22 protein-coding genes and 1 pseudogene are annotated in these 26,303 nt (G+C 48.0%); 16 read left to right on the top strand and 7 right to left on the bottom strand.

The features are described 5' to 3' along the window. Positions 1-50 precede the first annotated feature (50 nt). Positions 51-1,112 (bottom strand): DUF2333 family protein, encoded by a 1,062-nt coding sequence (locus ACZ5NB_RS04835; RefSeq protein ID WP_460231862.1) that lies wholly within the window; start codon positions 1,110-1,112, stop codon positions 51-53. A gap of 57 nt (positions 1,113-1,169) precedes the next feature. Beyond that, on the bottom strand, positions 1,170-1,952 hold the full coding sequence (locus tag ACZ5NB_RS04830; protein WP_460231861.1) for a hypothetical protein: 783 nt from the start codon (positions 1,950-1,952) through the stop codon (positions 1,170-1,172). Positions 1,953-2,430: 478 nt separating this feature from the next. Between ACZ5NB_RS04830 and ACZ5NB_RS04825 the strand changes: the two genes are divergently transcribed. Then, positions 2,431-4,326 (top strand): protein-disulfide reductase DsbD family protein, encoded by a 1,896-nt coding sequence (locus ACZ5NB_RS04825; RefSeq protein WP_460231860.1) that lies wholly within the window; start codon positions 2,431-2,433, stop codon positions 4,324-4,326. On the opposite strand, the gene ACZ5NB_RS04820 is transcribed toward ACZ5NB_RS04825, so the two are convergent. Next, positions 4,323-5,573 carry an MFS transporter gene (locus ACZ5NB_RS04820; RefSeq protein ID WP_460231859.1) on the bottom strand — a complete coding sequence of 417 codons (1,251 nt, stop codon included), beginning with the start codon at positions 5,571-5,573 and terminating at the stop codon, positions 4,323-4,325. The two genes, ACZ5NB_RS04825 and ACZ5NB_RS04820, sit on opposite strands and share 4 nt — an antisense overlap. Positions 5,574-5,673: 100 nt before the next feature. On the opposite strand from ACZ5NB_RS04820, the gene ACZ5NB_RS04815 reads away from it, so the two are divergent. From ACZ5NB_RS04815 to ACZ5NB_RS04755, 13 genes and pseudogenes are all read left to right on the top strand, one after another. Beyond that, entirely contained in the window at positions 5,674-7,482 is a 1,809-nt protein-coding gene (locus ACZ5NB_RS04815; RefSeq protein ID WP_460231858.1) for an IucA/IucC family protein, read from the top strand. 6 nt (positions 7,483-7,488) lie between these two features. Beyond that, entirely contained in the window at positions 7,489-8,571 is a 1,083-nt protein-coding gene (locus ACZ5NB_RS04810) for a GNAT family N-acetyltransferase (protein WP_460231857.1), read from the top strand. A 6-nt stretch (positions 8,572-8,577) separates the two neighbouring features. Further along, a complete protein-coding gene (locus ACZ5NB_RS04805; protein ID WP_460231856.1) occupies positions 8,578-10,422 on the top strand; it encodes an IucA/IucC family protein in 1,845 nt (614 codons plus the stop codon). A gap of 13 nt (positions 10,423-10,435) precedes the next feature. Further along, on the top strand, positions 10,436-11,758 hold the full coding sequence (locus ACZ5NB_RS04800) for a lysine N(6)-hydroxylase/L-ornithine N(5)-oxygenase family protein (RefSeq protein WP_460231855.1): 1,323 nt from the start codon (positions 10,436-10,438) through the stop codon (positions 11,756-11,758). A gap of 132 nt (positions 11,759-11,890) precedes the next feature. Further along, on the top strand, positions 11,891-12,334 hold the full coding sequence (aroQ, locus tag ACZ5NB_RS04795) for a type II 3-dehydroquinate dehydratase (RefSeq protein WP_460231854.1): 444 nt from the start codon (positions 11,891-11,893) through the stop codon (positions 12,332-12,334). A 53-nt stretch (positions 12,335-12,387) separates the two neighbouring features. Then, positions 12,388-13,275 carry a 50S ribosomal protein L11 methyltransferase gene (gene prmA / locus ACZ5NB_RS04790; protein ID WP_460231853.1) on the top strand — a complete coding sequence of 296 codons (888 nt, stop codon included), beginning with the start codon at positions 12,388-12,390 and terminating at the stop codon, positions 13,273-13,275. 198 nt (positions 13,276-13,473) lie between these two features. Beyond that, positions 13,474-13,572, top strand: a pseudogene (locus ACZ5NB_RS04785) (MJ0042-type zinc finger domain-containing protein); the annotation flags it as partial. Between the two features lie 12 nt (positions 13,573-13,584). After that, the gene (locus ACZ5NB_RS04780; RefSeq protein ID WP_460232089.1) at positions 13,585-15,321 is read left to right on the top strand and encodes a DUF3426 domain-containing protein; all 1,737 of its coding nucleotides are present in this window, start codon (positions 13,585-13,587) and stop codon (positions 15,319-15,321) included. A gap of 202 nt (positions 15,322-15,523) precedes the next feature. Continuing rightward, positions 15,524-16,537, top strand: a complete 1,014-nt coding sequence (dusB, locus tag ACZ5NB_RS04775) for a tRNA dihydrouridine synthase DusB (RefSeq protein WP_460231852.1) — start codon at positions 15,524-15,526, stop codon at positions 16,535-16,537. A 38-nt stretch (positions 16,538-16,575) separates the two neighbouring features. Next, positions 16,576-16,851, top strand: coding sequence for a DNA-binding transcriptional regulator Fis (gene fis / locus ACZ5NB_RS04770; RefSeq protein ID WP_460232088.1), 276 nt, complete (start codon positions 16,576-16,578; stop codon positions 16,849-16,851). A 142-nt stretch (positions 16,852-16,993) separates the two neighbouring features. Then, the gene (purH, locus tag ACZ5NB_RS04765) at positions 16,994-18,574 is read left to right on the top strand and encodes a bifunctional phosphoribosylaminoimidazolecarboxamide formyltransferase/IMP cyclohydrolase (protein ID WP_460231851.1); all 1,581 of its coding nucleotides are present in this window, start codon (positions 16,994-16,996) and stop codon (positions 18,572-18,574) included. Between the two features lie 35 nt (positions 18,575-18,609). Next, positions 18,610-19,899 (top strand): phosphoribosylamine--glycine ligase, encoded by a 1,290-nt coding sequence (gene purD / locus ACZ5NB_RS04760; protein WP_460231850.1) that lies wholly within the window; start codon positions 18,610-18,612, stop codon positions 19,897-19,899. A 221-nt stretch (positions 19,900-20,120) separates the two neighbouring features. Beyond that, entirely contained in the window at positions 20,121-20,402 is a 282-nt protein-coding gene (locus ACZ5NB_RS04755; protein ID WP_460231849.1) for a hypothetical protein, read from the top strand. 80 nt (positions 20,403-20,482) lie between these two features. On the opposite strand, the gene ACZ5NB_RS04750 is transcribed toward ACZ5NB_RS04755, so the two are convergent. From ACZ5NB_RS04750 to ACZ5NB_RS04740, 3 genes are all read right to left on the bottom strand, one after another. Continuing rightward, the gene (locus tag ACZ5NB_RS04750; RefSeq protein ID WP_460231848.1) at positions 20,483-21,430 is read right to left on the bottom strand and encodes a TIGR01777 family oxidoreductase; all 948 of its coding nucleotides are present in this window, start codon (positions 21,428-21,430) and stop codon (positions 20,483-20,485) included. Positions 21,431-21,548: 118 nt separating this feature from the next. After that, positions 21,549-23,036 carry an AAA family ATPase gene (locus tag ACZ5NB_RS04745; protein ID WP_460231847.1) on the bottom strand — a complete coding sequence of 496 codons (1,488 nt, stop codon included), beginning with the start codon at positions 23,034-23,036 and terminating at the stop codon, positions 21,549-21,551. A gap of 43 nt (positions 23,037-23,079) precedes the next feature. Then, the gene (locus ACZ5NB_RS04740; RefSeq protein WP_460231846.1) at positions 23,080-24,024 is read right to left on the bottom strand and encodes an MBL fold metallo-hydrolase; all 945 of its coding nucleotides are present in this window, start codon (positions 24,022-24,024) and stop codon (positions 23,080-23,082) included. A 190-nt stretch (positions 24,025-24,214) separates the two neighbouring features. On the opposite strand from ACZ5NB_RS04740, the gene coq7 reads away from it, so the two are divergent. Beyond that, complete coding sequence (gene coq7, locus ACZ5NB_RS04735) at positions 24,215-24,862, top strand: 2-polyprenyl-3-methyl-6-methoxy-1,4-benzoquinone monooxygenase (RefSeq protein WP_460231845.1); 648 nt, start codon at positions 24,215-24,217, stop codon at positions 24,860-24,862. 25 nt (positions 24,863-24,887) lie between these two features. Here coq7 and ACZ5NB_RS04730 read toward each other — a convergent pair whose 3' ends face one another. Then, positions 24,888-25,310, bottom strand: coding sequence for an OsmC family protein (locus ACZ5NB_RS04730; protein ID WP_460231844.1), 423 nt, complete (start codon positions 25,308-25,310; stop codon positions 24,888-24,890). Positions 25,311-25,635: 325 nt separating this feature from the next. On the opposite strand from ACZ5NB_RS04730, the gene crp reads away from it, so the two are divergent. Further along, a complete protein-coding gene (gene crp, locus ACZ5NB_RS04725; protein ID WP_460231843.1) occupies positions 25,636-26,271 on the top strand; it encodes a cAMP-activated global transcriptional regulator CRP in 636 nt (211 codons plus the stop codon). The last annotated feature ends 32 nt before the right edge of the window (positions 26,272-26,303 follow it).

The following is a 26,303-nucleotide window of genomic DNA, read 5'->3' as shown; positions in this document are numbered from 1 at the left end:
TTCGCTAGAACTCTTAGATTTGGATGTGCTTACCGTGAGAGGCTTTCCGCTTAGCCTTGCGATAACAAATCGCGAAGATCAATGATTGCTGCATTGGCACGCGAGATGTAAGACGCCATAACCAACGAGTGATTGGCCAAAAACCCAAAGCCGCCACCGTTGAGTATCATAGGGCTAAATATCGGATCTTGCGTGCCTTCTAACTCTCGAATGATTTGATCCAAACTGACCGAGGCATTTTTCTTTTCTAAAACATCACCGAAGTCGACCTGAACTGCGCGCAAGAAATGAAGTAACGCCCAAGCAGATCCACGTGCCTCATAAAACACATCATCAATTTCCGTCCAGGGTGTTTGAACAATCTGTTCGCTCGGCACATCGGTTGAACGCATCGCACCCGGTGCGCCAGCCAAGTCTGTATTAATGCGCCGCTGCCCAACACTGGCGCTGAGTCGCTGCGATAAATTCCCCAACCGAGTTTCAACGGTGCTCAACCAATACCGCAAATTATCGGCTCGTGAAAAATACTGTGCATTGGTTTGATCTTCATCACCCAAACGCTGTAGATAGCCTTCAAGGTAGCGGATACCCTCTTTGTATTCCGACTCCGATGGGGGCAACGCCCAACTCTCGTTGTCGAAATTAAAGCGTGACTCGGCAATCGCTAAATCAGAATCTTCTAAAGATTGAGATTGAGACCGACTAAACGACTCTCGCATCGCTTTCGACAGATCCCGCACCTGAATCAGCGCGCCATATTCCCAATTTGGCATATTATCGAGCCACACACCGGGAGGAAGGATATCGTTCGATAAAAAGCCACCGGGTTTTTCGAGCAGCGTATCAGCGACTGTAATCAGTGCAGCGGTAGTCGCTGACCCGGTTACAGGTTGGTGCCCGTATTTATTAACTAACTCGCGAGTAACATTATCTATTTCGAACTGATCTGGCTCCGAGCTCCAGTAAATGCCTACGCCGATTTGTATTAAGACAATAACCGCAACGAGAATAAAAACGTACTTTAACCAACCTCGAGCCATCTCAGCGTCTTCCGATAGCTCGGCGACATTATCAGAAAACATGCGTCGTACACTGATCCATAATTTTTTCATAACATTGTCGCGGTTAAGCGTCCTAGTCCTAAAGCTCTCGAAACATTCACAATGGGTTTACTCTATGGGAGGCATCAGCAATATTTTGGGTGTCTTGCCGATGCGCACATCACCTCGAATCCGATAACCAATCACCGCTTCTGCCATTTGACGATAAATCCAACGCGCCTCCTCGTCCGTGCGCGCTACAATCATCATCGACTTTTTGTTCTCTCGTAATTCTTCCGCTAGCGTTTTCAGCTCGGCCTTAATTTCATCATTACGCGCTCGCAAATTTTGTCGATCAAGAATAATTTCGTTCTCATTCGGAGGCGACAAGCGCACTACACGTTTGGCCGCAGGTCGTGTCGCTCGGGCTTGCTTTAACTCGCGCTCCAATACCTGCAATTCGGCAGCATTAGCATCTACGCTACGCGCACGGTCAATCATGTCGCTAGCATTGTAAAAGTTTCCTCGACGAATAGCGTCGCGGGCCAATTCGGCATAGCGGCCAAATATGGCAGTAATGCCCGTTAACGCTTGCTCATTGCCTTTATCTAACAATAACACTGCGCGATAGCGGTCATAGGCATTATCTTCTGCGGGTGTCGTTAAGCGGTTCGCGGCGAAGGCTTCTTCTGCCTGGTTCAGTATCAACTGAATGTTGGTCACCAAACTAGAACGTTTCCCCCTCCCGGATGCAGTATCTTCGGCGACAACGCCGGAATCGCGGCTGGTTGAGACCGTCCGTTCGGTGGCCGCTTGATGCTCGACAGTCGCGGACGAGCGATTTCCCGGCATGGATTCACACCCAAGCAGCACCGAAGCGGAACAGAGAATACTTCCTACCATGAATCTCATAGATCACCCAAAATCAGATCTTTTTTAGCCCTCGAGCCCCGCGAATTCAAGCTCAACCTACCTTACTCCTCTAGCCCCTGGTACGACAGTAAAACCATTTACCCTATCAAAAATGTGATGCTCGTAACAAAAGCAACGACCCTGGCACCACTCACGAAGCCCTCGTGCCATCAGGCGACCAAATCTCGTGCCTCCTATTGCTTATCGCTTACACTATAAACTTACATCGTTGGTGGTATAGCATAGGCGCATTCATCATAGGCACATGAAACACAACCACATAGGCAAAGACGCTGTCGATTGTGCCTCCGTGCGTATAAGCCCATCGGAATGAGGCATATCCGCGGCAAAGAAACAAACGCCTCGCGATGGGGTCTAGAAGTGCCCAACCAACGAAAAATCAGCTACCGTTGTAAAGCTCACATGTGAGCTTTTGCGAAGTTACAGACAGTCTATCATGCACAGGAATTCCATCTCCATGGCGTCACGAGTTTTTCCCACGCTGCCATCGTTCCCATCTAGTATCTTTGCGAGATGGATCAGCTTAGTCTTAACTTGCCTTGTGATCGCAATGCCGCAAGTCTCCAGCGCGCAGTTTGGAGACAAGCCAACATTTCAAAGCAACGCGGTCAGCAGCCAAGCCGCCGACTTTGGTGGCTCATCGCAAGAGGAGTTCCTCCGCGTCGAAGAGGCTTACACCCTAAGCATTGACGCCTCGCCTGACTCGCTCACTTTGCACTGGGATATTGAGCCCGGCTACTATCTTTACCAAGAGCGCTATAAAGTGAAAGCCTTCTCAGTTGACGGTGAAGTTGCATTAGACCTAGCTTTCGACAAGGCAAAAGAAAAATACGATGAGTACTTTGAAAAAGACATGCTCGTCTATTATCACGAGAGCAATATCAGCACGCCGCTGCCTACGGAGCTCAACAAAATCCAGCTGCAAATTACTTCGCAAGGCTGCGCCGACGCAGGCTTATGTTATCCGCCTTACACAGAACGTTACGAAGTCGACCTCAACACCGGCGATAGTTCATCTATCGATAGCATTACGTTTGGCAAAACTTCAGGCACGACTGGAGGCTCTGGCTTAGGGGGTGGCAGTGGTGTTAGCGACAACCAATCAACTGCATCACTTCCAAGCGCTGCCGAGAGCACCTATTTTCTGCCGTACATTCTACTCATGGCGTTACTCGGCGGCTTAATTTTGAACCTGATGCCGTGCGTCTTTCCCGTCTTATCCATCAAAGCGATGAGCTTTGTTTCTGCTCATGGCAATGACCACAGCCACCACGTCCACGGCTGGGCCTATACCGCCGGGGCCGTTCTGTCGTTTATGGTCATTGGCGGAATTATCGTTGCGATTCGAGCAGCCGGAGGAGAAGCGGACTGGGGGCGACAATTGCAATCGCCGCTATTTGTCAGCTTGACGTTTTACCTGTTCTTGGTGATGGGTTTAAGCCTATCTGGCTTTGTTCATTTTGGCTCGAGCCTAATGGGCGTCGGCCAATCACTCACGGCTCGACAAGGTTTACAAGGCTCTTTCTTTACCGGCGTCTTAGCCGTAGTCGTAGCCAGCCCGTGCACAGCACCCTTTATGGCTCCCGCAATGGGCGTCGCCTTGACACAATCTGCGCCGGTCGCCCTTTCTATATTTACAGCATTAGGCCTAGGAATGGCGCTCCCGTTCTTACTGCTAAGTTACAGCCCTAAACTTGCCAGCTTACTGCCTCAACCCGGCGCGTGGATGGAGACACTCAAGCAAGCACTCGCTTTCCCCTTGTACCTGACTGCTGTTTGGTTATTGTGGGTACTCGGTCGACAAACCAGTATCGATGCAGCGGCTGTAGTGATAAGCGGCGCTATCGCACTGGGATTTGCTATCTGGCTTTGGCAAAAACGCCCGCAATCTCTATTCGGCAAAAGCTTTAAATATACTGCGAGTACCCTGGCTGTAGCAGCGGCAATCATGATTGCCGTCAAAGCAGACAAATTATTTCAACACCACTTATGGGAAGATTATTCGCCAGAGTTCGTTGCCGAGATGCGCAGCCTCGGACACCCGGTATTTATCAATCTCACTGCAGCGTGGTGCATTACCTGCCACGCCAATGAGCGAGTCGCCTTGAGCCGCGAAAGTGTTATCGCCGCAGCGGACGAACTAGATATTGTCTTAGTCAAAGGCGACTACACCAATGAAGATCCAAAAATACATGCGCTACTCAACCAATATCAACGCCCCAGTGTGCCGTTATATTTAATGTACCCTGCGGATCCAAACCAACCGCCAGAAATTTTACCGCAGCTGTTAACACCATCGGTGGTTATTGAGGCAATGCAGCGCGCCGCTACGCGTCAGCTAGCCAGCAATTAATATTCATCTTTAAGAAGTCTTCGAGGCGCCTCAGCGCCTCCCGCACACAGCAGCACCTGCCACAACAGCACACTCAACATCATCAAGACAGCAACAATCAGCCATTGAGTGGCGGCCACGATGCTGACACTCATCAACCATCCTGTAATTGATAATCCTAACGCATGCCCTACAAGGTGACTGGTACTTAACACCACACTCAATGATGGTGGGGGCAATACATCCGCAAGCACTGCGCTATACAACGGAGTCAGCGACGCCAGCAACACACCGGCCACCACCACGAATACCGCCACACCCCATATAGAAAACAACGCCCCCTGATTGACACATACCAAACACACCAACAGCAATAACACCATCCAAACTAGTCGATAAACTGGTCTTGCTGGCGGCCTCATTATTTGTACACGATGCATAACAACACTGAATACGCCGACAACAACAAGTAAAAACGACAACCAATAAGTCGTGACTTGCGCGGAAACACCGAAAGACTGCAACAAGGGAGCGATTACAAGTTGCAACCCACTGACCAGCGTAGCGGTCAATAAGGGCAACAACAAAAGCATCCATACACCGCGAGCGGGCAGGTATTCTCGCCAAGATAGAGGTGAAGCGGGTGCGCTAGAGAGATCTTGCGGCAGTCGCCAAACCACAAACCCCATCATCAGACTGGCAACTCCCGCCAAACCCAGCAAACTAAATAAAGGATTAACAACTACCGCCGCCATCACCATGAGCGGCCCCAACAAGCGGCCCAGCGCTTGAAAAACCGATAGCCGCGCAAAGAACCGAAGGCGTTGGGTAGCTTCGGGTAAATGTATTACCAGCGAGTGCGCGCTGGGCAACAACCCGGAAGTCGCTACACCATAAAGACAGCGACTCAAAAGCACCCATAACAACAACATGAAACTCGTGGTTTGCAACTCAAGCGTACGCGCTACACCCCAATAAAGCGCCAACCATAGCATCAACCAGCTGAGAGAATTTCCCAGTAGCGCAAGCAACACACTACGCCTGACCCCCAACCTCGGGACCACCCAAGGCCACCAAAGTGAGCCCACAAAATACACTACCGTGCCGAAGGCAAACACCTGAGCCCAGGCGTTGTAGTCTAGCGGGCCAACGTCGACCAGAACCGGCAGCAAAACCAGTAAAGCACTTTGGCCCAAGCCAATAACAGACACAACGGGGGAGAATCCCGTCAGCCCCTTCTCGATTTTGTCGCTATTTATCTCATTCACGAAAAAACTCTAAACGAACCTCAAATATTATTGAGAATTATTTGCATTTGCGAATGATAAACGATAACTTCTCATAACCCAAACACAACTGAGAGCACAGATGAAAAATTTGATTGCGATGGCAGACTTTTTATCAGCCAACAGCTTCTTCAATGCGTATGTGCGTGAATTTGATAATTGGCGCCTGACAGATAAAACCGCGAATGACGACGACGGCAAATATCTCGCAATCTCAATGGAAAAGGGCGACCTATTCATTCCTATCCAATACTGGTCAACAGTTGGCAGGCATCGCTTTCTTAACCACTACCAGTTCTCACCGAGTACCGATTGCAAAACCCTAGCGCTGACGTTTACTTTGGCAGTGACATACATCGCTGAGTACTTGGCTGCATGCGATATTCAGGTCAGCGATGAGTTCGTCGCACGCGTCATCGAAAGTCGCGACAATGTAGCTCACAGCTTGATGGCGCACGAAAATCATCTGGATGACCTCTTTAAACCAAGTGCGACCCACGAGCAGGCTTTTCTGAATAGCGAACAGTCGCTACTTCTTGGACACTCGGTTCATCCAACCCCCAAAATTCGTCAACCCCTATCCCGAGAGGAGATGGCAACCTACTGTACAGAAAACCCAAACGGGTTCCGCTTACAATGGTTGGCCGTCAACCCTGAAAAAATTCTCTATCGCTGCGCGGATGAAATGAGATTAGACAAAAGAATCGAATCTCTTATTAGCTCAGACCCTGATATCAATCCTGACCACTGGAACCTTCCCGATGGTTTCCTGCTCGTGCCAACACACCCTTGGCAATTGCAGCAAATCCGGTCGTCGAAAGCATTAGCCAACGCATTTAATCATGGCGACATAATTGAACTTGGAGTTGCCGGTAGTCATTGGTATGCGACGTCATCTATACGCTCACTATACAATCCTCACAACCAATACATGCTGAAGTTTTCACTGAGTATCCGGCTAACAAATTCAATTCGGCATTTGCAGATAAAAGAGTTGGAACGTGGACGCCTTATCAGCCACCTACTAAACGCCAAACCAGGTCAACAGCTAAAACAAACTCAACCACAGTTTTCCATCATCGAAGAGCCAGCTTACCTATGTCTTTGCGATGATGACGGAAATCCTCTTGTAGAGACCGCCTTGGTTTTTCGCGACAACCCCTTTGTCGCGACCACCAGCCGCGATAACCGAAATCATATTCAACATCACGTACTCGCGGCCCTCACTCAGGATAATCCATCGAATAACCAGAGCAGCTTGTCGCATCTAGTGAAAAAGCTCGCTTCACAAAACAAGACCACAGACATACACGCCGCCAGTCACTGGTTCAACGCATTTTTACATTGCGTAGTCACTCCGCTAATGACTGCACAAGCTCAAGCGGGCTTATTATTTGGTGCACACCAACAAAATATCATTTTGACCACCACAAACTATTTACCTACACACGCTTATTTTCGAGATTGCCAAGGCACCGGCGTGAGCAAACTCGGTGAGAAGCTATTCGCCACTGAAATATTGGAGTCAAGCACCACCGCAGAAAACCAACTAGATCGTGAAATGGGTAACAAACTGTTTGGCTACTACTTGGTTATCAATAGTGTTTTTTCCGTCATCAGCACAATCGCCACCGACGGTCTGGGAGACGAAAGTGAATACCTACAATTTTTTAGAGATTCACTAGAAGAATTGAGACGGCAAGGGTTTGATGACCCCTCTTTTATTGAATACCTGCTAACAAGCCCAACGCTTTGGCAAAAAGGTAATTTTATTTGCTCGCTTTCCGATATTAACGAAAACACCATGAGCAATCCGCTAGAGCTATATCAAGCAATTGAAAACCCTCTTCTTACAAACATTTATCAAAGCCAACAGGTATCCGGAGCCTAATTAACCATGAGTGAAGCTCTAAGCACTCGCCTTCAGCGAAAAGTCAAAATCGCACCGAACGGTCATTGTTCAACAGCGCTTAACTATGAACACCCTACATTAGGCAGTGTTCACGTTCATTGGTCGAAAATACCAGGCGTACTCGCCGTAGTCGTGTCAAACGATTCCAGCATTATCAGCTTGTCATTTCGTCTCGATGACAATCTTCATTGCGCAAAGCTACACCAAGCTTCATCTTTTGGTTATGGCCCGGAGCAAAGCCGTCATAAAAAAATGATCTTCGGCTTAGCTATCGATACTCTCTTTTCAACTCAGCCTCAATACACGCAAGTCGAGGTGCCAAGCAATCTACAAACCTCACCAAATGAAAGAGAACACTTTGAATGTTTTGGCTCGACAATCTTTAGAGATACTTTCTATCAGCAACAAGAATTGTGGAGTGTTTCAACGTCGGCGGATTCACACTCGTTAGAGCTTGTTAACAACCATCAATCGCCACCGAGACCAAAACAACCGATAGGTGAATTTTATCGCCGCCATATTCCAACACTACATAAAACTTTAAGTTTTCGAACAATTCATCCAGAACAAGATCTGGATCTTTTTCACAACTGGATGAATCAGCGCCGCGTAGCCAAAATGTGGGAGCTAGATAAACCCAAGGCGGAACTACACCAGTATCTCGTGGAACGTCAAGAAGACCCGCACATCTTTTCCGTGATCGGGGAATTTGATGGAGAGCCTTTTGGATACTTTGAGATCTACTGGACGAAAGAAGATCGGCTTGGCCCCTACTATGATGCAGGCGACTATGATCGCGGCTTTCATTTACTGGTAGGCAACACGAGGTTTCTAGGCTTAGACAACTTTATTGCCTGGTTTTCAGGATTAACTCACGCGGTTTTTTTACTTGATCGTCGAACACCTCGAGTAATGGGCGAGCCACGGGCAGACAATCGTGGCTTGTTGCAATACACCCAAATTCTTAGCGCATATCGCGTTCTAAAGGAATTTGACTTCCCCCACAAACGCGCAGCGTTAGTCGAGTGCACAAGACAACGTTTTTTCAATCAAACCATATTACCTTAAGCCATCATGAACCAACCTAGCCATCTCTGCATAGAGCAAGCAGTTAATTCAGCCTCATCAGCGGCCACATTCAGTAATACACAAGCTGAAAGAAGCCGATGGTCAATCATCAATCGTAAGTTGATTGCAAAAATCATCGGTGAATTAAGCTATGAAGAATGTTTTCAGCCCGAGATTCATGACCATTCGCTAGAAGACGTAAATCACTACACGCTTGCTTTATCGAATGGGAGCGAATACACCTTTACCGGATGGGAAACATGCTGGGGCTTAATCCGCGTAGATGAGCAAAGCCTATTACGAAATGGCAATCCAATTACCGAGGCGACGCAATTTTTCATCGATGCGCAGCAGGACATAGGTGCTGACGACATTACCCTCGGCAACCTCATCGAGGAATGTTTACAAACGCTTGCCGGAGACTTGATTCAACATCAACAACTGCAATCGCAAACAGCAAAATCACTTGCCTCGTTATCCTGCGATGAACTTCAAGGCTATCTCGATGGGCACCCCAAAGCCACACTAAATAAGGGACGGCTCGGCTGGGGCAGCGACGAACTCCAACGCTACACACCAGAAGCTCGACAGCCTTTCCAATTACGTTGGATCGCTATTTCGAAACGGTTTTGTACCATTGGTGCTTCTGATCCGACTACCGTAACATCGATGGCTCAAACAGCAATGTCCGCCAACGATTGGCAGCAATGCGAGGCAGAATTTTCAAACCGTATTGAAAGCACCAGATTAACTCGCGACGATTATGTCGTCATTCCTGTGCATCCATGGCAATGGCAACAGGTTGTCAGTATCCATTATGCGAGCTTAATCTCATCTCAAGACATCGTTGATCTAGGATTTTGGGGCCATCAGTTTATACCACTGCAATCAATACGAACGCTGGCAAACATTAACGCCCCTGATTCACCGAATATAAAACTACCTGTTACGATCTTAAATACCTCGTGCTATCGCGGCATCCCGAGTAAATACATAAACATTGGCGCCCCCCTTTCAGAGTGGTTACAAAATATTTGCAAAACCGACCGCCGATTACAACAAGCTGGCACACGGGTTTTGCAAGAACCTCTCGGCATAAGCTGCACGCATCCACAGTTCAATCAGGTGCCCAGCGCCCCCTATCGCTACAAAGAAACACTCGGTGTTATTTGGCGCGAAAGCATTCATCAATCACTCAAAACCGGAGAAAAAGCAATGCTTGTCGCTGCCTTATTGCAGTGCGACAAAGAAGGAGACTCTATTATCGGTGAGCTCATCAAACAATCTAACGTAACCGCAGAAAACTGGTGTAGAGAATATTTTAAAGCCGTTGTTATTCCGCTCTATCATTTGATGTGCCGTTACGGCGTCGGACTTGTCGCACACGGCCAAAACCTTACACTAGTTTTAGAAAACAGCTTGCCTAATCGGCTTGCCATCAAGGACCTTCAGGGCGACCTAAGAATTGTTGACCAAGATTTTCCTGAGCTATCTACGCTACCCATTGAAGTGTACGACACTTTAGACAAATTACCCGCGATGCATTTACTCCATGATCTACTTACCGGGCACTTTGTTACAGTCTTAAGGCATTTATCCGCGTTATTACAAGAGCAAAATTTACTGCATGAATCATCATTCTATAGCGCACTGCGAGACGAAATAACGCAGTATCAAACTCAACATACTGAGCTTGCCGATCGATTCAGGTTATTTCCTCTGTGCTCAGACAAGGTTCACAAACTCTGCATCAACCGCGTTCGATTTGAGCAGGGCTATCAGGACACATCCCAACGCCCAGTGCCTATTCTGGGCTGCGACATTCCAAACCCTCTTACACAATTTTCATAGCAGGACAGCCATCATGACAACCCAGAACCTATTGCTAGCGGGCATTGGGGCCGGCCCATTTAATTTGAGCTTAGCGGCTCTATTGGAACATGCGACAGATAAAGCTATTCGTTTTTACGATCAAAAACCAACGTTTAACTGGCACCCTCACTTAATGTTGCCAGACGCAAAATTACAAACGTCGTGGCTGAAAGATTTAGTAACCCCGGTCGACCCAACAAACCCGATGAGCTTCACTAATTTTCTAGTCAAACATGGTCGATTTTACAGTTTTATAAATGCTGAGCAATCGGCAATTAGTCGCAAAGAGTTCGCGCAATACTTGGGCTGGGTTGCCAACCAATTAAAGTCCGTTGAGTACAATTCACCAATTTCGTCAATCACATATGACGGCAAGCAGTTTCAACTTCAAAAAGGCGAGCAAACAATTAGTGCTCAACACCTTTGTATTGGCACCGGCACCAAGCCGTTCATCCCAGAGTTCGCCATTCCACATATCGGTAGCAATGTTTTTCACGCAACAGAAATTCTGGCAAAGCCTCGAGACTTTTCTGGCAAACGCGTCGCGATTATTGGCGGCGGGCAAACGGGTGCCGAAGTATTTCTCAATACTATCCAAGAGCTTTGGGGTCGCTGTAACGAGGTAACTTGGTTTTCACGCCGTCCGAATTTCGAACCCCTAGATGAAACAGCGTTTACCAATGACTATTTTACACCAGGCTATGTTGAGCATTTTTTGAGTTTGAGCAAATCTCGAAAAGCTGATCGAGTGGCTTATCAGAAACTCGCCAGCGATGGCATTTCGCCGTCCACCTTATCTGACATTTATCAATGTATTTATCAACACACTTTTGTGGAGGGTAATGCCAATACACAGCTACTACCAGGTCGAGACGTCACCTCCATCGACGCAAAAGATGGCGGGTTTAACATTGTCACCCGCCATAACGACTTAGACACCGTAAATTGTGTCCATGCGGATATCATTATTCTATGTACCGGTTTTTCAACCGGCTTGCCGAGCTGCATTGACCCAATTGCAGAACTCATTGAAAAAGATGCTGACGGTGAACTAGTTGTTGAAGCGAATTACCAATTACGCTGGCAACACAGCGATAACAATCAGATTTACATTATGAACGGCAGTCGGCACTGCCACGGTATTGTCGATCCACAGACCAGTTTAATGGCATGGCGATCAGCACGCATCGCCAACCACCTGCTTAACATTAACAAGTATCCGACCACCCCCGCACAACTTGTGTCGTGGCAAGAACAACTCGCACCAGCCAATCCCAAAAGTAACAACGGGCCATCATTACGCGCTGTGGTTTAGCCTCCTCCAACCATAGACGCCCATTTCTCCCCTTTTGGCGCTGAGTCATCCGACAGCGAGATGGACAGCGCCGCTCTTTTTCGGCACACTTCGCGCGATATTAGCTAAAAACTTTCCAGCGTAGCGAAGCTTATGGCAACCATATTGGTTTTACACGGCCCGAACCTTAACTTGTTGGGCACACGCGAGCCTGAGGTCTATGGTACCGATACCATCGACTCCATCAATCGCTCGCTGACGGATATCTGCATTAATGCAGGCCATCATTTACAAGCATTACAAAGCAATGCCGAATATGAATTGATCGAGCGAATTCATGACGCAGGCAAAGATGATGTGGATTTCATTATTTTTAACCCTGCGGCATTTACTCACACGAGCGTCGCACTGCGTGACGCCCTCCTCGGTGTCAATATCCCATTCATCGAAGTGCATATTAGCAACGTTCACCGCCGTGACGCGTTTCGCCAGCACTCCTATTTCTCCGATATTGCCGTGGGCGTGATTTGCGGTTTAGGTGCTCAAGGTTACGAGCTAGCACTCCAGGCAGCACTGAAACACATCACTTCACAATAACTAGCGATCCCATTCCTTTTTAGTCAATGCGTTGGCTTAACGTTGCTATCACTATGCCTTGGTTACAACTTCACTTTCTAACAGACCCTGAACACGCGAGTGCAATAGAAGATGCACTACTAGAAATAGGCGCTGCCGCGGTCACCTTTCAGGACAACGAAGACCAACCCATACTAGAGCCCGCTCTTGGTGAGACACCCTTATGGAAAGCCACTCGTGTCACCGGGTTGTTTGATGCCAATGTCGATACCGCGGGCATTAGCGAAAATGTCGCTAAACAATTAGACATGGACATTTCAAACAGCCAGTGGGAGCAATTAGAAGACAAAGATTGGCAACGAGAATGGATGAGCCATTACCGTCCAATCCCATGTGGTCCCAACCTGTGGGTATGCCCGAGCTGGTGTGAGCCGCCCGAACCCGAGGCAGTCAACATTCTTCTCGATCCTGGCCTGGCGTTTGGCACCGGCACCCATCCAACCACACTGCAATGCCTGCAATGGTTGGCCGACCAAGATATGGCAGACCTTACCGTTTGCGATTACGGTTGTGGTTCAGGGATACTAGGCATAGCCGCTCTGCTCATGGGTGCACGCTCAATGAACGGTGTTGACATTGACCCACAGGCTCTCATCGCGACACGTGACAATGCCAATCGCAATCAAATCGATGAATCCAAAGTAAGCACCTTTTTGCCCAAAGGATTTAAGCCCTCACTGCACGATATAGTGTTCGCCAACATTCTCGCTGGCCCGCTGGTGGAGCTCGCCCCAACCTTAACGAGTTTGACCAAACCCGGAGGCAAATTGTGCTTGTCCGGCATCTTAGATTCCCAAGCACAAGCCGTAATGGACGCCTATCAGGATGAATTCGAATTCGAACCAATCCGTGAACTCGATCACTGGGTGCAGCTCGCAGCCACCCGGCGGACCACTAATTAACGCCTATAATCAGTATTAACGTTTACCGATCTCTCCGAAAGCACTAAACTTGCTGCTTAATCAAGCTGTTACGATACTTTGTTCATGTCAATTAAGAGCTTAAGTACTATTCGGGTCACGTTTTGGATACCCAAGCTTCTTTAGGCATACTCACACGACGGCCTAGCAGCCAATGAATAACGACCACATAATACGGATATGATTACTCGTTGCCCTAAATGCGACACGTCGTTTCGCATCACTGAAGCTCAGCTGAAAACGGCAAAGGGCGCAGTGCGCTGTGGCGCGTGCCTGCACATATTTAAAGCAATGGATCATATTGTCAGCAAAAGCGACGTGCCGGCAAAACCAGCGTCTAAGACCAAACCAGCCACACAACAACCGGCAGCCAAACCAAGTGTGACACCTGCACCGGCGCAAAGAACAACGGCAGCCAAGCCTGCGTCGCAACCCGCCGTCAGCTCACCGACACAAGCGCCTAAAAAATCAGCCCTTGATGCGCCAGCGCAAGAAAAGCCAGCAAGCGCTCAGATACCAGAGAAGGCCAAGCCAAGCGTCGCTCGCAAAAACCCCGTGCGTGACTTCCCCAAATTCGAATACCACAAGCCGACGGGGAAAACACAACCCACTCCAAGTGAGACCACCCCAACCGCCGCGGGCACCGAATTCGATATCGATGACCCCAAGAGCTTCGGTCTACCCGATGACATTATGGACGAAGCTAGCACCGCCGCTAACTCCGTTGTGCAAAGCCCAGTCACTGCGGACGAAGGCATGGAGAACATGCTCAAGTTCGATCAACATGCCATAGACGAAAATGATAACGAGAGAGACCTCTTTATAGATGATGATGATCTCCTCATCAGCGATGACCTTCAGTTAAGTGGTGAGGACGATGAGGAGCCAGCACGCGACGGCGCGTACGGAGACGACTTAAGCGAGAGCTTTATCGATCTTGGCCAGTGGAAACCACAAGGTAACTCTCTATTTGATCGCAAAGAAAAACCGCCAAAAGCAAGCCTTGGCGATGAAGACGATGACCTCAAGTCAATGGCGGACGAGTCATGGGCCGTTGAGCTGCTCGATGACGACGACGATGGCGAGCCGACACCTCAATTTAGTAGGCCGACACCGATATCGTCGCCCATTCTGGATCTAGACGAAGAAGGTGGGGACGATAAAGAAATAGACGATCAAATTTTTGATAGTGCTGAAGACGATGACCCTATTGCGGATTACTCGCGCGTCACTACCGGAAGCTTTAACGCACTCGAAGATGACGAAATCGAAGAGGCCCTAGGCGAGCCTTTATCAAATCGCAAAATTGAACCCAAGGTTACTGAACCCAGTGACTTCGATGACGAAGATGAGGAGAGCTATTCAGCAGGTGGCTACTCCGACGACTTCCAGCAAGCCATTGCTCAAAATGCTGAATCACGTCAGCGCCTTAGAGATGAAGATGAAGACGGCGAATATGACGAAGCCCTAGATTACTACCAAAGTGAGTATGACCAAGATCGCGGCGCTATGCTCCGAGGTATTCAGCCAGAACCGGTCGAATTTGAACATGGCTACGGCCATCTTGACTGGAAACCTAAAGCGATATGGGGTGGCCTCACTGCCGCGCTTTGCCTGGCCTTGGTTATTCAAGTTGGCTGGTTACAATACGACAAATTAAGCCGAGTTGAACCCTACCGAGGGTTATACGCGACGCTGGGGGTTAGCGTGCCCCCACTTCAGGCACCACATTTGATCAAGACAACCAACTTTTTCGTCCGTGAACACCCGAAAGCCGCGGACGCGCTAATGATAGACACTATCCTGCTCAATACTGCGCCGCACACTCAACAATTCCCGAACCTGGTCATTACCTTTACCAACCTCCACGGCAACGTGGTGGCCTCGCGGAGCTTCTCACCCGATGAGTATCTGAGCGGTGAATTAGCAGGGACCACAGAGATGCCCAGTAACCAGCCGGTTCATCTCGCGCTCGAAATACTCAATCCCGGTCCAGAGGCGGTCAATTACGCCGCCTACATCCAATAGCATTCGCCGGTTCATTCGGACGCTATCTAAGCGTTCATATCATTGAGTGCAAAGCAATCTAAAAAAACGCCTATAAATTCACCGATTTGTGCAAAATGCACTTTCCCATTCTCGCCGAGTGCAGGTATCATAGCAGCCTTTTTTCGGCACCCATATTTGCCGCCCTTTTGGGGATTTCTCAGACAGCATTTGCGGTGAACCCTTGTTAACGATCGGCCCACATCAACTGCCTAGCCAAGTACTGCTGGCACCGATGGCGGGAGTGAGCGACGCCCCTTTTCGTGCAATCTGCCAACAAATGGGTGCAGCGTTAACAACATCGGAAATGCTGACATCGGATACCCGACTATGGCAGAGCAGGAAGTCTAGCAACCGGTTAGTCACACAATCCGGCGAACAGTTAGTTCCTCGTAGTATCCAAATCGCAGGTAACGACCCTCAGATGATGGCCAACGCCGCGCGCGAATGCGTAGCGATGGGTGCTGAGCTCGTCGATATCAATATGGGATGCCCAGCAAAAAAAGTGTGTAAAAAGGCCGCAGGATCAGCCCTTTTACGCGATGAACAATTGGTAGAAGCGATTCTCGATGCAGTGGTTACTGCTGTCGATATCCCAGTTACCTTGAAAATTCGCACAGGTTGGTGCCCAGACACACGTAACGGAACGACCATCGCTAAGATTGCCGAACAGTCAGGCATTCAGGCGTTAACGGTTCACGGTCGTACGCGTGCGTGTCGGTTTACCGGCCATGCGGAATATCAAACCATTGCTGACATTGTGAGCTCAGTGAGCATTCCAGTTATCGCCAACGGAGATATCGATTCTCCTGAAAAAGCGAAGACTGTACTGCAACACACTGGCGCAAGCGCTGTGATGGTTGGCAGAAGTGTCCAGGGTAACCCTTGGTTAATTCGAGCGATTGATCAGTACTTAACGTCCGGCTCGCCAAGTTCATCGCCCACCCTGACAGAAATGCAGGAAGTGATGACCGAGCATTTGTCCGGTTTGTATCAATGCTACGGCGATCGGCAAGGTCCACGTATCGCTCGAAAGCACGTCAAGTGGTATCTCGAAGGGATGGCAGAAAGACATCCGTCGCTGTCAAATCGAGAATACTTAAAAACTTTTAATACTATGGAATCCGCCAGTGAGCAGCTGGCAAGCGTTCAACATTACCTTGAACGACTCAAAACAAGAGAGGAATTAGCCGCATGAACAACGCAGACCCGCTTTACGCAGAATCACCCGTCGAAATGACGTCGCAACCAAGCAACGTTACTTCGTTCGCAACGATAAGCAAGAATCAATCATTGCGCGATTGTGTTGAGCAGTCTATGGACAACTACTTTAAGCACCTCGACGGCCAGCCTGTAACCGATGTATACGACATGGTTCTCGCCGAAGTCGAAGCGCCAATGCTTGAAATCGTCATGAAGCACACCCGTCACAACCAAACCAAAGCGGCCCAAGTATTAGGTTTAAACCGAGGCACTTTGCGTAAGAAATTAAAGCAGTACGGCTTGCTCTAAGCACCACCCTCTTTTCAGCCGCCAAACGCGGCTGAAGCCAGCAGTAGTTTTCAAACTTGAAACTTATTACAACATCGAATCAGGCCACGCTCGATTCGATGTTGTCGTTTTTAATCTTCACAGAATATTCGGATAGATTGCGATGACATCAACCGCAGACCTCACAACCATTCGTCGCGCGCTAATCAGCGTCTCAGACAAAACCGGCATCGTCGATTTTGCAAAAGCCTTGCAAAGTTTTAACGTTGAAATACTTTCAACCGGTGGCACCTATAAATTGTTAACAGAAAGCGGCATCAACGCGGTTGAAGTGGCGAGCTACACCGGCCACCCAGAAATGATGGATGGCCGCGTTAAAACCTTGCACCCGAAAATTCACGGCGGCATTTTAGGTCGACGCGGTACCGACGATGCAGTAATGCAAGAGCATGGTATTGATGCGATTGATATGGTCGTCGTGAATCTTTATCCGTTTGAGCAAACCGTCGCCAACCCAGATTGCACCATAGAAGACGCCGTAGAAAACATTGATATCGGTGGCCCTACTATGGTTCGTGCGGCAGCCAAAAACCACAAGGATGTCGCAATCGTAGTCAACCCTGAAAATTACGACGCGCTCATTACTGAAATGCAAGCAAACAACGGCGCACTGTCGTTAGAAAAACGTTTTGATTTGGCGATCCAAGCCTACGAACACACGGCGGCATACGATGGCGCGATCGCGAATTATTTTGGTCGCTTAGTGCCTGGTGGCTCAGAAAAATTCCCACGCACATTCAACACACAATTTACAAAAGCACAAGATTTACGCTACGGCGAAAACCCGCATCAATCATCAGCATTTTACACCGAAGCACAACCCACCGAAGCCTCCATCGCGACTGCAGAACAATTACACGGCAAAGAACTATCGTACAACAACATTGCCGATACAGACGCAGCACTGGAAGCCGTCAAACAGTTTTCCGTACCCGCATGTGTGATTGTGAAACATGCCAACCCCTGCGGTGTAGCAACAGGCGCAAACATTTTTGAAGCGTATGAGCGCGCATTTGCAACCGACCCAGAGTCTGCGTTTGGCGGCATCTTGGCATTTAACCAAGAGTTTGATGCCACCACCGCACAAGCTATCGCCGATCGAGGTCACTTTGTTGAAGTGATTATCGCACCGAGTATCAGCCAAGAAGCGTTAGACATTACCGCGCAAAAGAAAAACATTCGCGTACTCCGATGTGGCGAATGGGATGCCTCAGCACCGGCGTGGGATTACAAACGCGTGAACGGTGGTCTACTCGTTCAAGATCGCGATTTAGGTGTAATCACAGCTGGCGATTTAAAGATCGTATCAAAGCGTCAGCCAACGCCGGAAGAAATCGATGACTTATTATTTGCGTGGAAAGTCGCAAAATTCGTTAAATCCAACGCTATTGTTTACGCATCTCAACAACAAACAGTAGGTATTGGTGCCGGCCAAATGTCACGCGTTAATTCTGCGCGTATCGCCGCGATCAAAGCTGAACATGCAGGCCTTGAGGTTAAAGGTTCCGTAATGGCCAGTGACGCTTTCTTCCCGTTCCGCGATGGTATTGATAACGCGGCGAAAGTTGGCATTAGCTGTGTAATCCAACCCGGCGGATCAATGCGCGATGAAGAAGTGATTGCCGCTGCCGACGAACACGGTATGGCAATGGTCTTTACTGGCATGCGTCACTTTAGACACTAATTCCCCGCTACGAAATAGAACACAGGATTTAGAACATGAATATTTTAGTTATCGGTAGCGGTGGTCGCGAACACGCACTGGCGTGGAAATGCGCACAAAGCGAGCGTGTCGAGAAAGTATTTGTCGCCCCAGGTAATGCCGGCACGGCTTTAGAAAACGGTATTGAAAATGTTGATATCGGTGTGGGTGATTTTGTTGCACTCGCAGATTTCGCTAAGAAAAATAATTGTGAACTCACCGTAGTTGGCCCAGAAGCTCCGTTGGTAGATGGTGTTGTCGATTATTTCGAGACGAAAAATTTACGTTGTTTTGGCCCGAGTAAAGGTGCAGCGCAACTCGAAGGCTCTAAAGCGTTCACCAAAGATTTTTTGGCGCGCCACAATATCCCTACAGCGGAATACCAAAGTTTTACCAATATTGATGAAGCTTTAGATTACATCGACGCTAAAGGCGCTCCAATTGTTGTCAAAGCCGACGGACTTGCGGCAGGTAAAGGCGTAATCGTTGCTGAAACCATCGAGCAAGCTAAAGATGCTGTTGAAGATATGTTATCGGGTAATGCGTTTGGCGATGCCGGTTGTCGCGTGGTTATCGAAGAGTTTCTTACCGGTGAAGAAGCCAGCTTTATTGTGGTAGCTGACGGTAAACATATTCTTCCAATGGCAACTAGCCAAGACCACAAACGTGTTGGCAATCAAGATACTGGTCCGAATACCGGCGGCATGGGCGCCTATTCACCGGCTCCCGTAGTTACACCGGAAGTTTACGAACGTGTAATGAATGAAGTTATCGTGCCTACCATTGAAGGCATGGCAGCAGAAGGCAATACATTTACCGGCTTTTTGTACGCAGGCTTAATGATTTCCGAAGATGGCGCTCCCAAAGTTATCGAATATAACTGCCGTATGGGGGACCCCGAAACACAGCCCATCATGATGCGCTTGCAATCAGACTTGGTCACCATTTTCGAAGCCGCGATCGACGGAGAACTTAACGAGTTGACCTCGGAATGGGATCCTCGCCCTGCAGTTGGCGTCGTAATGGCTGCGGGCGGCTATCCTGCCAGCTACGCCAAGGGTAAAGTGATTAGCGGTTTGCCAGAGAAAGAACTCGCTGGTGAAAAGGTGTTCCATGCAGGAACTCAAATGAATGGCGATGATGTCGTTACCAATGGCGGGCGCGTCCTCTGCGTAACGGCAATGGCCCCTACTATCACCGAAGCTCAACAACGCAGCTATGTACTCGCCAACAAAATAAGTTGGGAAGACTGCTACAAGCGTGATGATATCGCTTATCGCGCTATCGCCCGAGAAGAAAACAGCTAAAGCTGCCCCCCTCCCTAGCAGCGGGCGCGCATATTCCGCACGCTGCTATCCTCCCTTTCCCTGATCTTCAGGTTATGTGCTCGCAATCTACGCCTTAGCGACATCAATTTGGCACGCAAATCAACAACAAAGCCACTGTTAGAACAACTTGATATAACCAAAACGTTGGAGTCTGATTAAAAATATTCCTCATTGAAAAGTTTGCGGCTATAATGTGAACTATGTCACACACAGATTGCGAACTGGAGCGTTCGCGCATTCAAGAGGATTTACCCATGGCCAACCTAACTCCCCGCTCTATCAATGGTATTGCGATTGTTGCTGCCGTGTTGATTCTGCCACTCTTAAGCTACGGATCAGCTCTGCTACTTGATACTCAAAAAGTGGCTATTGAGCAGACAAAAACTCAGCTGGTCAAAGCACCTATAGCCGAACAACAGGAAGTTTCTAGCGATCTCAAATCTAAAATTGCTGCTGCAATTGCGCAAGCGGAAACGATATAAATCGAGGACCACCTCCGATACTAAAAAGCCCAGGTATTTACCTGGGCTTTTTAGTATCGGAGTCTTTCAAATGTTCAGTGTCACCGGGCGCCCACTATATCCTCAATAGCCTGAATCAACTGACTATACTCAAAGACAAAACCGCTATTTTCAATTTTAGTTGGCAATACTTTTTGACCTGTAATAAGCACTTCATCTGCAAGCTCACCCACTAACAAGCTCAAGATCTTGGTGGGCACGCGGACTCTAATAAAAGTTCTAAAACACTGCTCCAAAACATCGGCAAACCCCGCGTTAGTGACCGGATTCGGTGCGGTACCATTGATTGGCCCAGACAGCTTTGGCTCACATATTAAATGCAGCACCATAGCAATTAAGTCGTCACGATGAATCCAAGACATCCACTGTTGACCACTAGAAATTTGAGTCGACACACCAAATTTATAGGGCTGCAACAATTCTTTAAGAGGGCCACCGTCTTGACCCAGTACAATACCTATTCGTAATAAACAGACCCTACCCACAAAAGGCTTGGCCTGCAGAGCCTGCTCCTCCCAGCGCCGACATAAATTATGCGAGAAGCAGTCAACTGCTGCAGACTCTTCCGTTAATACGTCGTCACCATGTGGACCATAAAACCCAATCGCCGAGCCATTTATCAAAACATCCGGTTGATGTTTAAGTCTAGAGAGCAAATCACAAATAGAAGCAGTGGTTTGCACACGACTGTTTATAAACTCTTGTTTACGTTTAGCATTCCAACGCTTTTCGGCAAGAGGCTCTCCGGCTAGGTTGATGACTACATCAAACGCAGCGGTAGAGCCAATATTCGATAGGCCCTCAACGATAGAAACTTGCCCCTGAAACAGTTTTTCCGACGCTTCCGGGTTACGTGTCAGCACCGTGACTTTGCATTTTAGATTGAGTAGTACTTCAACAAGCCGCCGACCGATAAATCCTGTTCCACCCGTCAGCAATACCCTTTTCCCAATGCAATCAGAATATTTTTGAAAATTGTTCAAATCCATTACCGAGAATCCAAATTTAAAATTCACCTATATAAAGAGACAATTGAACATTACAAAGCACTTACTAGAGAGCTGAAAACTAACACCAGCAAAGTATTTTAAAGAATACGTAAAAGGGTTAATTTGCCGAGACGGTTCTTGTCGCAGCCCAACGACGCAATTCAGCAATTTTTTCCGACATCACGACAGACAACGGTGACGTATTGAAAATCTCTTGCAATAGCTGATCGGTAGTGACTTGTACTTGACTAGCTGCGGCCGAATAGGTTGCAGCAACAACGACCTGTTCTATTTCGGCACCTGAAAAACCATCACTGGATTCAGCAAGTTTAGCAAGATCAAAATAGTCCGGGTTGAGATCCCGCTTATTCAAATGAATAGTGAAAATCTGCTCTCGCGTTTTACTATCGGGCAAATCAACAAAGAAAATTTCATCTAAGCGACCTTTACGAATAAGCTCTGGTGGCAACCCACTGATATCATTGCTGGTAGCCACAACAAAAACACGAGAAGAACGTTCAGCCATCCACGTCAATAAGGTGCCTAAAATGCGTTTAGATGTCCCAGTGTCGTGATTATCGGAAGATAAGCCTTTTTCTATCTCATCCATCCACAACACACAAGGAGACATCATATCGGCTAGTTTTAACGCTTCACGTACATTTTTCTCCGTTTCGCCGATAAATTTATTGTACAGCGACCCAAAATCCATTCTTAGCAGAGGCAACCCCCACAACCCAGCCACACTTTTGGCTGCAAGACTTTTGCCACCCCCTTGCACACCAACAAGCAAAACCCCTTTCGGCATATCGTTTAAGCTATCTTTATCTGCATCAACAAAAGGGGTTCGACGTTGCTCCAGCCAACTTTTAAGCGCATTCAGCCCACCGACATTCGAAAACTTTTCAGTATTGTATTCAAAGCTCAGAACCCCATCCATGTCCATTAATTCAAACTTAGCTTTATTAATTTCAGGGATGTCATCATCGGTAATTGCGCCGTCGTCTACAATGGCGCTCCGAGCTAGGCGACGCACTTCGCTGTGAGTTAGTCCGCGCAAGTTGGCGATCAATTTATCAATAGTTGCACTGTCTGTTTTAATTCGGCTAATTCGAGCAGACTTAGTCCACTGTTTCGCTTCTTCCCGAATAATCGCCATAATCTCTTCATCAGTCGGCATAGATAATTTCACCACCGCACTATAGCGCGAGAGTTCCTCAGGCAGTCTCAGCTGGTGACTGAGCAATACCAATGTATTGGGAACGCTCGAATGCAGATGAATAATATCTTTAATCAATCGGATGTTGCGTGGTGATTCATGCAAATAAGGATGAAAGTCACATAACACATAAATTGCTGGGGTTACCGTTTGCTTGATATGCTCTAGTATCGTTTGCGGTTCAGTATGATCGGCAATACTGACGACTTGAGGCCCAAAACTTAACCGGGCCAAACCGTCGGTTATTGTCCAACGAAAGATATTTCTATCACGCTTGTTCGCCACACGAAGGAGCATATCGAGCGCTCTTTTTTCATCATATGTTTCAACAACAAGCAAGGGGACACGCGAATCTAACAGCAGCCCCACATCACGAGAATCATCCATAGGTTCACTTCTAGCTAACTATTTTAATTTTCAATTTCACACACTATGCAACTTGCGACAACCAGACATCAATACCTTGCGCGTTGAGGCGAATATCTGGCGCCAGAACTGCTCGCTGCTCGTCGACGGTTAGCGGGGAACCGATCTTTTCTAGTTCTGCTAATGCATAGTTCATCATTTCCGTCTCAATTAACTGCTGACGATTTTCTTTATTTTTAACAGATAATGCCATATCACAAACCCAGTCAATTTGTCGAAACAATTGTATCTGGTGGTCGATTAGATTTTCTACTTTGCCATAGTGTGTGAGGTACAGTGCCGCTGGGTTAAAGTCGATGACTCGATGAATAGACTCCTTCATTGCATCCGGATCAAATTGCACCGGTGTCGTAGAAATCAAACAAAAGTGTTTATCGGGTGTGGTCAGCTCAGCGTAGCGGAGGCCTAAGGTATCACCCGTAAAGAAACCCTGGCTTTCCGTGTCGTATACGCAAAAGTGATGCTTGGCGTGCCCTGGAGAATCAATGAAAATAAACTCACGCATCCCCAATTTAACTTTACTACCATCCTCTGCAATATGAATTTTATCTTCTGCGATAGGAATTAAATCGCCATAGGTTTCGTTATATTTTTCTTCACCATAGACTACTTTCGCTCCCGCCTGTAGTTTGGACGGGTCAATCATATGTCGAGCACCGCGAGGATGCACCACGAGTTTCGCATTCGGCAAATTGCTCATCAATAGTCCGGCTCCGCCTGCATGATCAAGATGCACATGTGTGATGATCACCCAATCGACATCGCTTAGCTGGTAGCCTTTCGCTTCGATAAGATTAATTAGCGTGTCAACCGTTTGCTTAATGCCAGTTTCAACAATAGCCAAACGCCCATTGCTCTCTATTAGATAGCACGCTGCCATGTGGGGGCGTGCCAGGCCAGTATCAATACAGGTAATACCATGCCCTAATGAACTACTTTTACTACTCATTTACATTTCCAATAATTGACTGTTTTTGATCGATATGCCGTTTTGGCTCGTATTATTTGTTAAAGGATAGTAACCAAGCCCAGCCGAATGCACCAGCACCTGAAATTTTACCGCTTTTAGATTACACTAGAGACGTTTCACGCCCAGACTGTTGACCAAAAAACACCGTTTACCCAAAAGACACCGTGCAATGACAAGCCAACGCCAACTCAGTTTTATCGACACTCTTTTAATTCAAGCAGATCACGCCTTACGAACCGTTGCCCTCGATAAGCGCCCAGTATCACGACCATCGCCAGCAGAAGCTAAAGAAGAACATGATTTGAGTGAAGCCGAAGCTAAGCATGTTTCGGGGCTGATGCGAGTTAACCACAGCGGGGAGGTGTGCGCGCAAGCGTTGTACCAAGGCCAAGCCTTAACGGCAAAGTTGCCTGAAGTCCGCGAAGAGATGGAACATGCAGCAATCGAAGAAATCGACCACCTTCAGTGGTGCGAAGAGCGTATACAGCAACTAGGCAGCCACCCAAGCTTTCTAAACCCTTTGTGGTACGGATTATCATTTGGAATTGGCGCAGGGGCTGGACTGATTAGCGATAAAATTAGCCTAGGGTTTGTGGCCGCGACCGAAGACCAAGTGTGTGATCATCTGGAAAGTCACCTGCAAATATTGCCAGAGCAAGATGAAAAAAGCCGGGCCATTGTTGAGCAAATGTTGCTCGACGAGCGGAAACATGGCCATACGGCACTAGCAGCTGGCGGCACGGAATTCCCGTACCCCATAAAAAAAGCCATGACCCTGGTATCCAAAGTCATGACTAGTATTACGTATCGCGTTTAAACCGCAAATTAATTAAAGGGACTCTCTAGGACTTCTCAACTATCTCGTAGTCGTGAGTCACCTTAACCCCTGCCGCTTCCATCATGATCGATGCCGAACAATACTTGGTAGCCGATAGTTCTACAGCGCGCTTTACTTGATTCTCTTTCAGGCCTTCGCCACTCACGACAAAATGTAGATGAATTGAAGTAAATACAGCGGGAACAGCGTCTGCGCGCTCTGCACTAATCTCCACGCGACAATCGCTAACCTTTTGCCGTGATTTCTCCAAAATACTCATCACGTCAAAATTTGAACAACCGCCCAGCCCTAAAAGAAGCATTTCCATCGGACGAACGCCCATATTACGACCACCGTGATCAGGAGGGCCGTCCATCACGACACTATGCCCACTACCCGACTCGGCGACAAACATCGCTCCATCAACCCATTTTACGGTTGCCTGCATATTGACCTCTTTGCGTAAACTGTGACACTGTTGGCGGATCAACTACCAACCAATCACCAGTTGGCGTCTCGCTCGTTGTGAATTGGGCGGCAAGGATACCATAATCTCCAGTGCCGCAGAGAGTTAGCGACGCCATCTAGTTGGGCTGCAATAAAAGGATGCCTCTCGTGCGATGGACGCTGTACAATTTGCATACAAATGCATACTGGATTCTCAGCTAATTTAAAGACATAATGTAGAAATTACAGAAACTTATCGCCATTTGTTGTCAAACTACAGCAAATAGTCTTGCATAAAAAAACACCTATAACTCGAGGACTGCACATTGGTCGCTGTATCTCTCACACCCCACATTAAAAACGTCGAAGAGTTTTTGAGCCACTGCCATCGTCGGCGCTACCCAGCCAAAAGCACGCTAATTTATGCTGGTGATAAAAGTGATTCGCTGTATTACATCATAAAAGGCTCTGTCACCGTGCTTATCGAGGATGACGAAGGTCGTGAAATGATCGTTGCCTACCTCAATGACGGGGATTTTTTTGGCGAAATGGGCTTATTCGGTGATGAGGATCCACGCAGTGCTTGGATTCGAGCCAAAACTGAATGTGAAGTTGCCGAAATCAGCTACGCCAAGTTTGAAGAGGTATCCGAAAGCCACCCTGAATTCTTGTTCGCCCTTGGCTCACAAATGGCTCGTCGCCTACGTGCCACCACGCGCAAGGTTGGTGACTTAGCATTCCTCGATGTAACCGGACGAGTTGCACGTACGCTGCTTGACCTCTGTAAAGAACCTGACGCAATGACCCACCCCGATGGCATGCAGATCAAAATCACTCGCCAGGAAATAGGTCGTATTGTGGGCTGCTCCCGAGAGATGGTCGGCCGGGTGCTCAAAACACTCGAAGACCAGGGACTTGTCTCGGTGAAAGGCAAAACTATGGTGGTATTTGGTACGCGCTAGCCCTAATTTGGAAAGCGAGTAGACATAAAAAA

The organism is Aurantivibrio plasticivorans, assembly GCF_055392955.1.
The sequence above is the reverse complement of the archived record's forward strand: the minus strand, read 5'-3'. Positions and strand labels throughout refer to the sequence as shown.

Bases quoted from the DNA above. Each gene is read 5' to 3' on its own strand.
- ACZ5NB_RS04810 (WP_460231857.1), top strand. From the start codon at position 7,489: ATGAGTGAAGCTCTAAGCACTCGCCTTCAGCGAAAAGTCAAAATCGCA.
- ACZ5NB_RS04835 (WP_460231862.1), bottom strand. From the start codon at position 1,112: ATGAAAAAATTATGGATCAGTGTACGACGCATGTTTTCTGATAATGTC.
- ACZ5NB_RS04750 (WP_460231848.1), bottom strand. From the start codon at position 21,430: ATGGATTTGAACAATTTTCAAAAATATTCTGATTGCATTGGGAAAAGG.
- ACZ5NB_RS04800 (WP_460231855.1), top strand. From the start codon at position 10,436: ATGACAACCCAGAACCTATTGCTAGCGGGCATTGGGGCCGGCCCATTT.
- ACZ5NB_RS04755 (WP_460231849.1), top strand. From the start codon at position 20,121: ATGTCACACACAGATTGCGAACTGGAGCGTTCGCGCATTCAAGAGGAT.
- ACZ5NB_RS04805 (WP_460231856.1), top strand. From the start codon at position 8,578: ATGAACCAACCTAGCCATCTCTGCATAGAGCAAGCAGTTAATTCAGCC.
- ACZ5NB_RS04815 (WP_460231858.1), top strand. From the start codon at position 5,674: ATGAAAAATTTGATTGCGATGGCAGACTTTTTATCAGCCAACAGCTTC.
- coq7 (WP_460231845.1), top strand. From the start codon at position 24,215: ATGACAAGCCAACGCCAACTCAGTTTTATCGACACTCTTTTAATTCAA.
- ACZ5NB_RS04740 (WP_460231846.1), bottom strand. From the start codon at position 24,024: ATGAGTAGTAAAAGTAGTTCATTAGGGCATGGTATTACCTGTATTGAT.
- ACZ5NB_RS04780 (WP_460232089.1), top strand. From the start codon at position 13,585: ATGGATCATATTGTCAGCAAAAGCGACGTGCCGGCAAAACCAGCGTCT.
- purH (WP_460231851.1), top strand. From the start codon at position 16,994: ATGACATCAACCGCAGACCTCACAACCATTCGTCGCGCGCTAATCAGC.
- ACZ5NB_RS04830 (WP_460231861.1), bottom strand. From the start codon at position 1,952: ATGAGATTCATGGTAGGAAGTATTCTCTGTTCCGCTTCGGTGCTGCTT.
- prmA (WP_460231853.1), top strand. From the start codon at position 12,388: ATGCCTTGGTTACAACTTCACTTTCTAACAGACCCTGAACACGCGAGT.
- ACZ5NB_RS04745 (WP_460231847.1), bottom strand. From the start codon at position 23,036: ATGGATGATTCTCGTGATGTGGGGCTGCTGTTAGATTCGCGTGTCCCC.
- aroQ (WP_460231854.1), top strand. From the start codon at position 11,891: ATGGCAACCATATTGGTTTTACACGGCCCGAACCTTAACTTGTTGGGC.
- fis (WP_460232088.1), top strand. From the start codon at position 16,576: ATGACGTCGCAACCAAGCAACGTTACTTCGTTCGCAACGATAAGCAAG.
- ACZ5NB_RS04825 (WP_460231860.1), top strand. From the start codon at position 2,431: ATGGCGTCACGAGTTTTTCCCACGCTGCCATCGTTCCCATCTAGTATC.
- ACZ5NB_RS04730 (WP_460231844.1), bottom strand. From the start codon at position 25,310: ATGCAGGCAACCGTAAAATGGGTTGATGGAGCGATGTTTGTCGCCGAG.
- purD (WP_460231850.1), top strand. From the start codon at position 18,610: ATGAATATTTTAGTTATCGGTAGCGGTGGTCGCGAACACGCACTGGCG.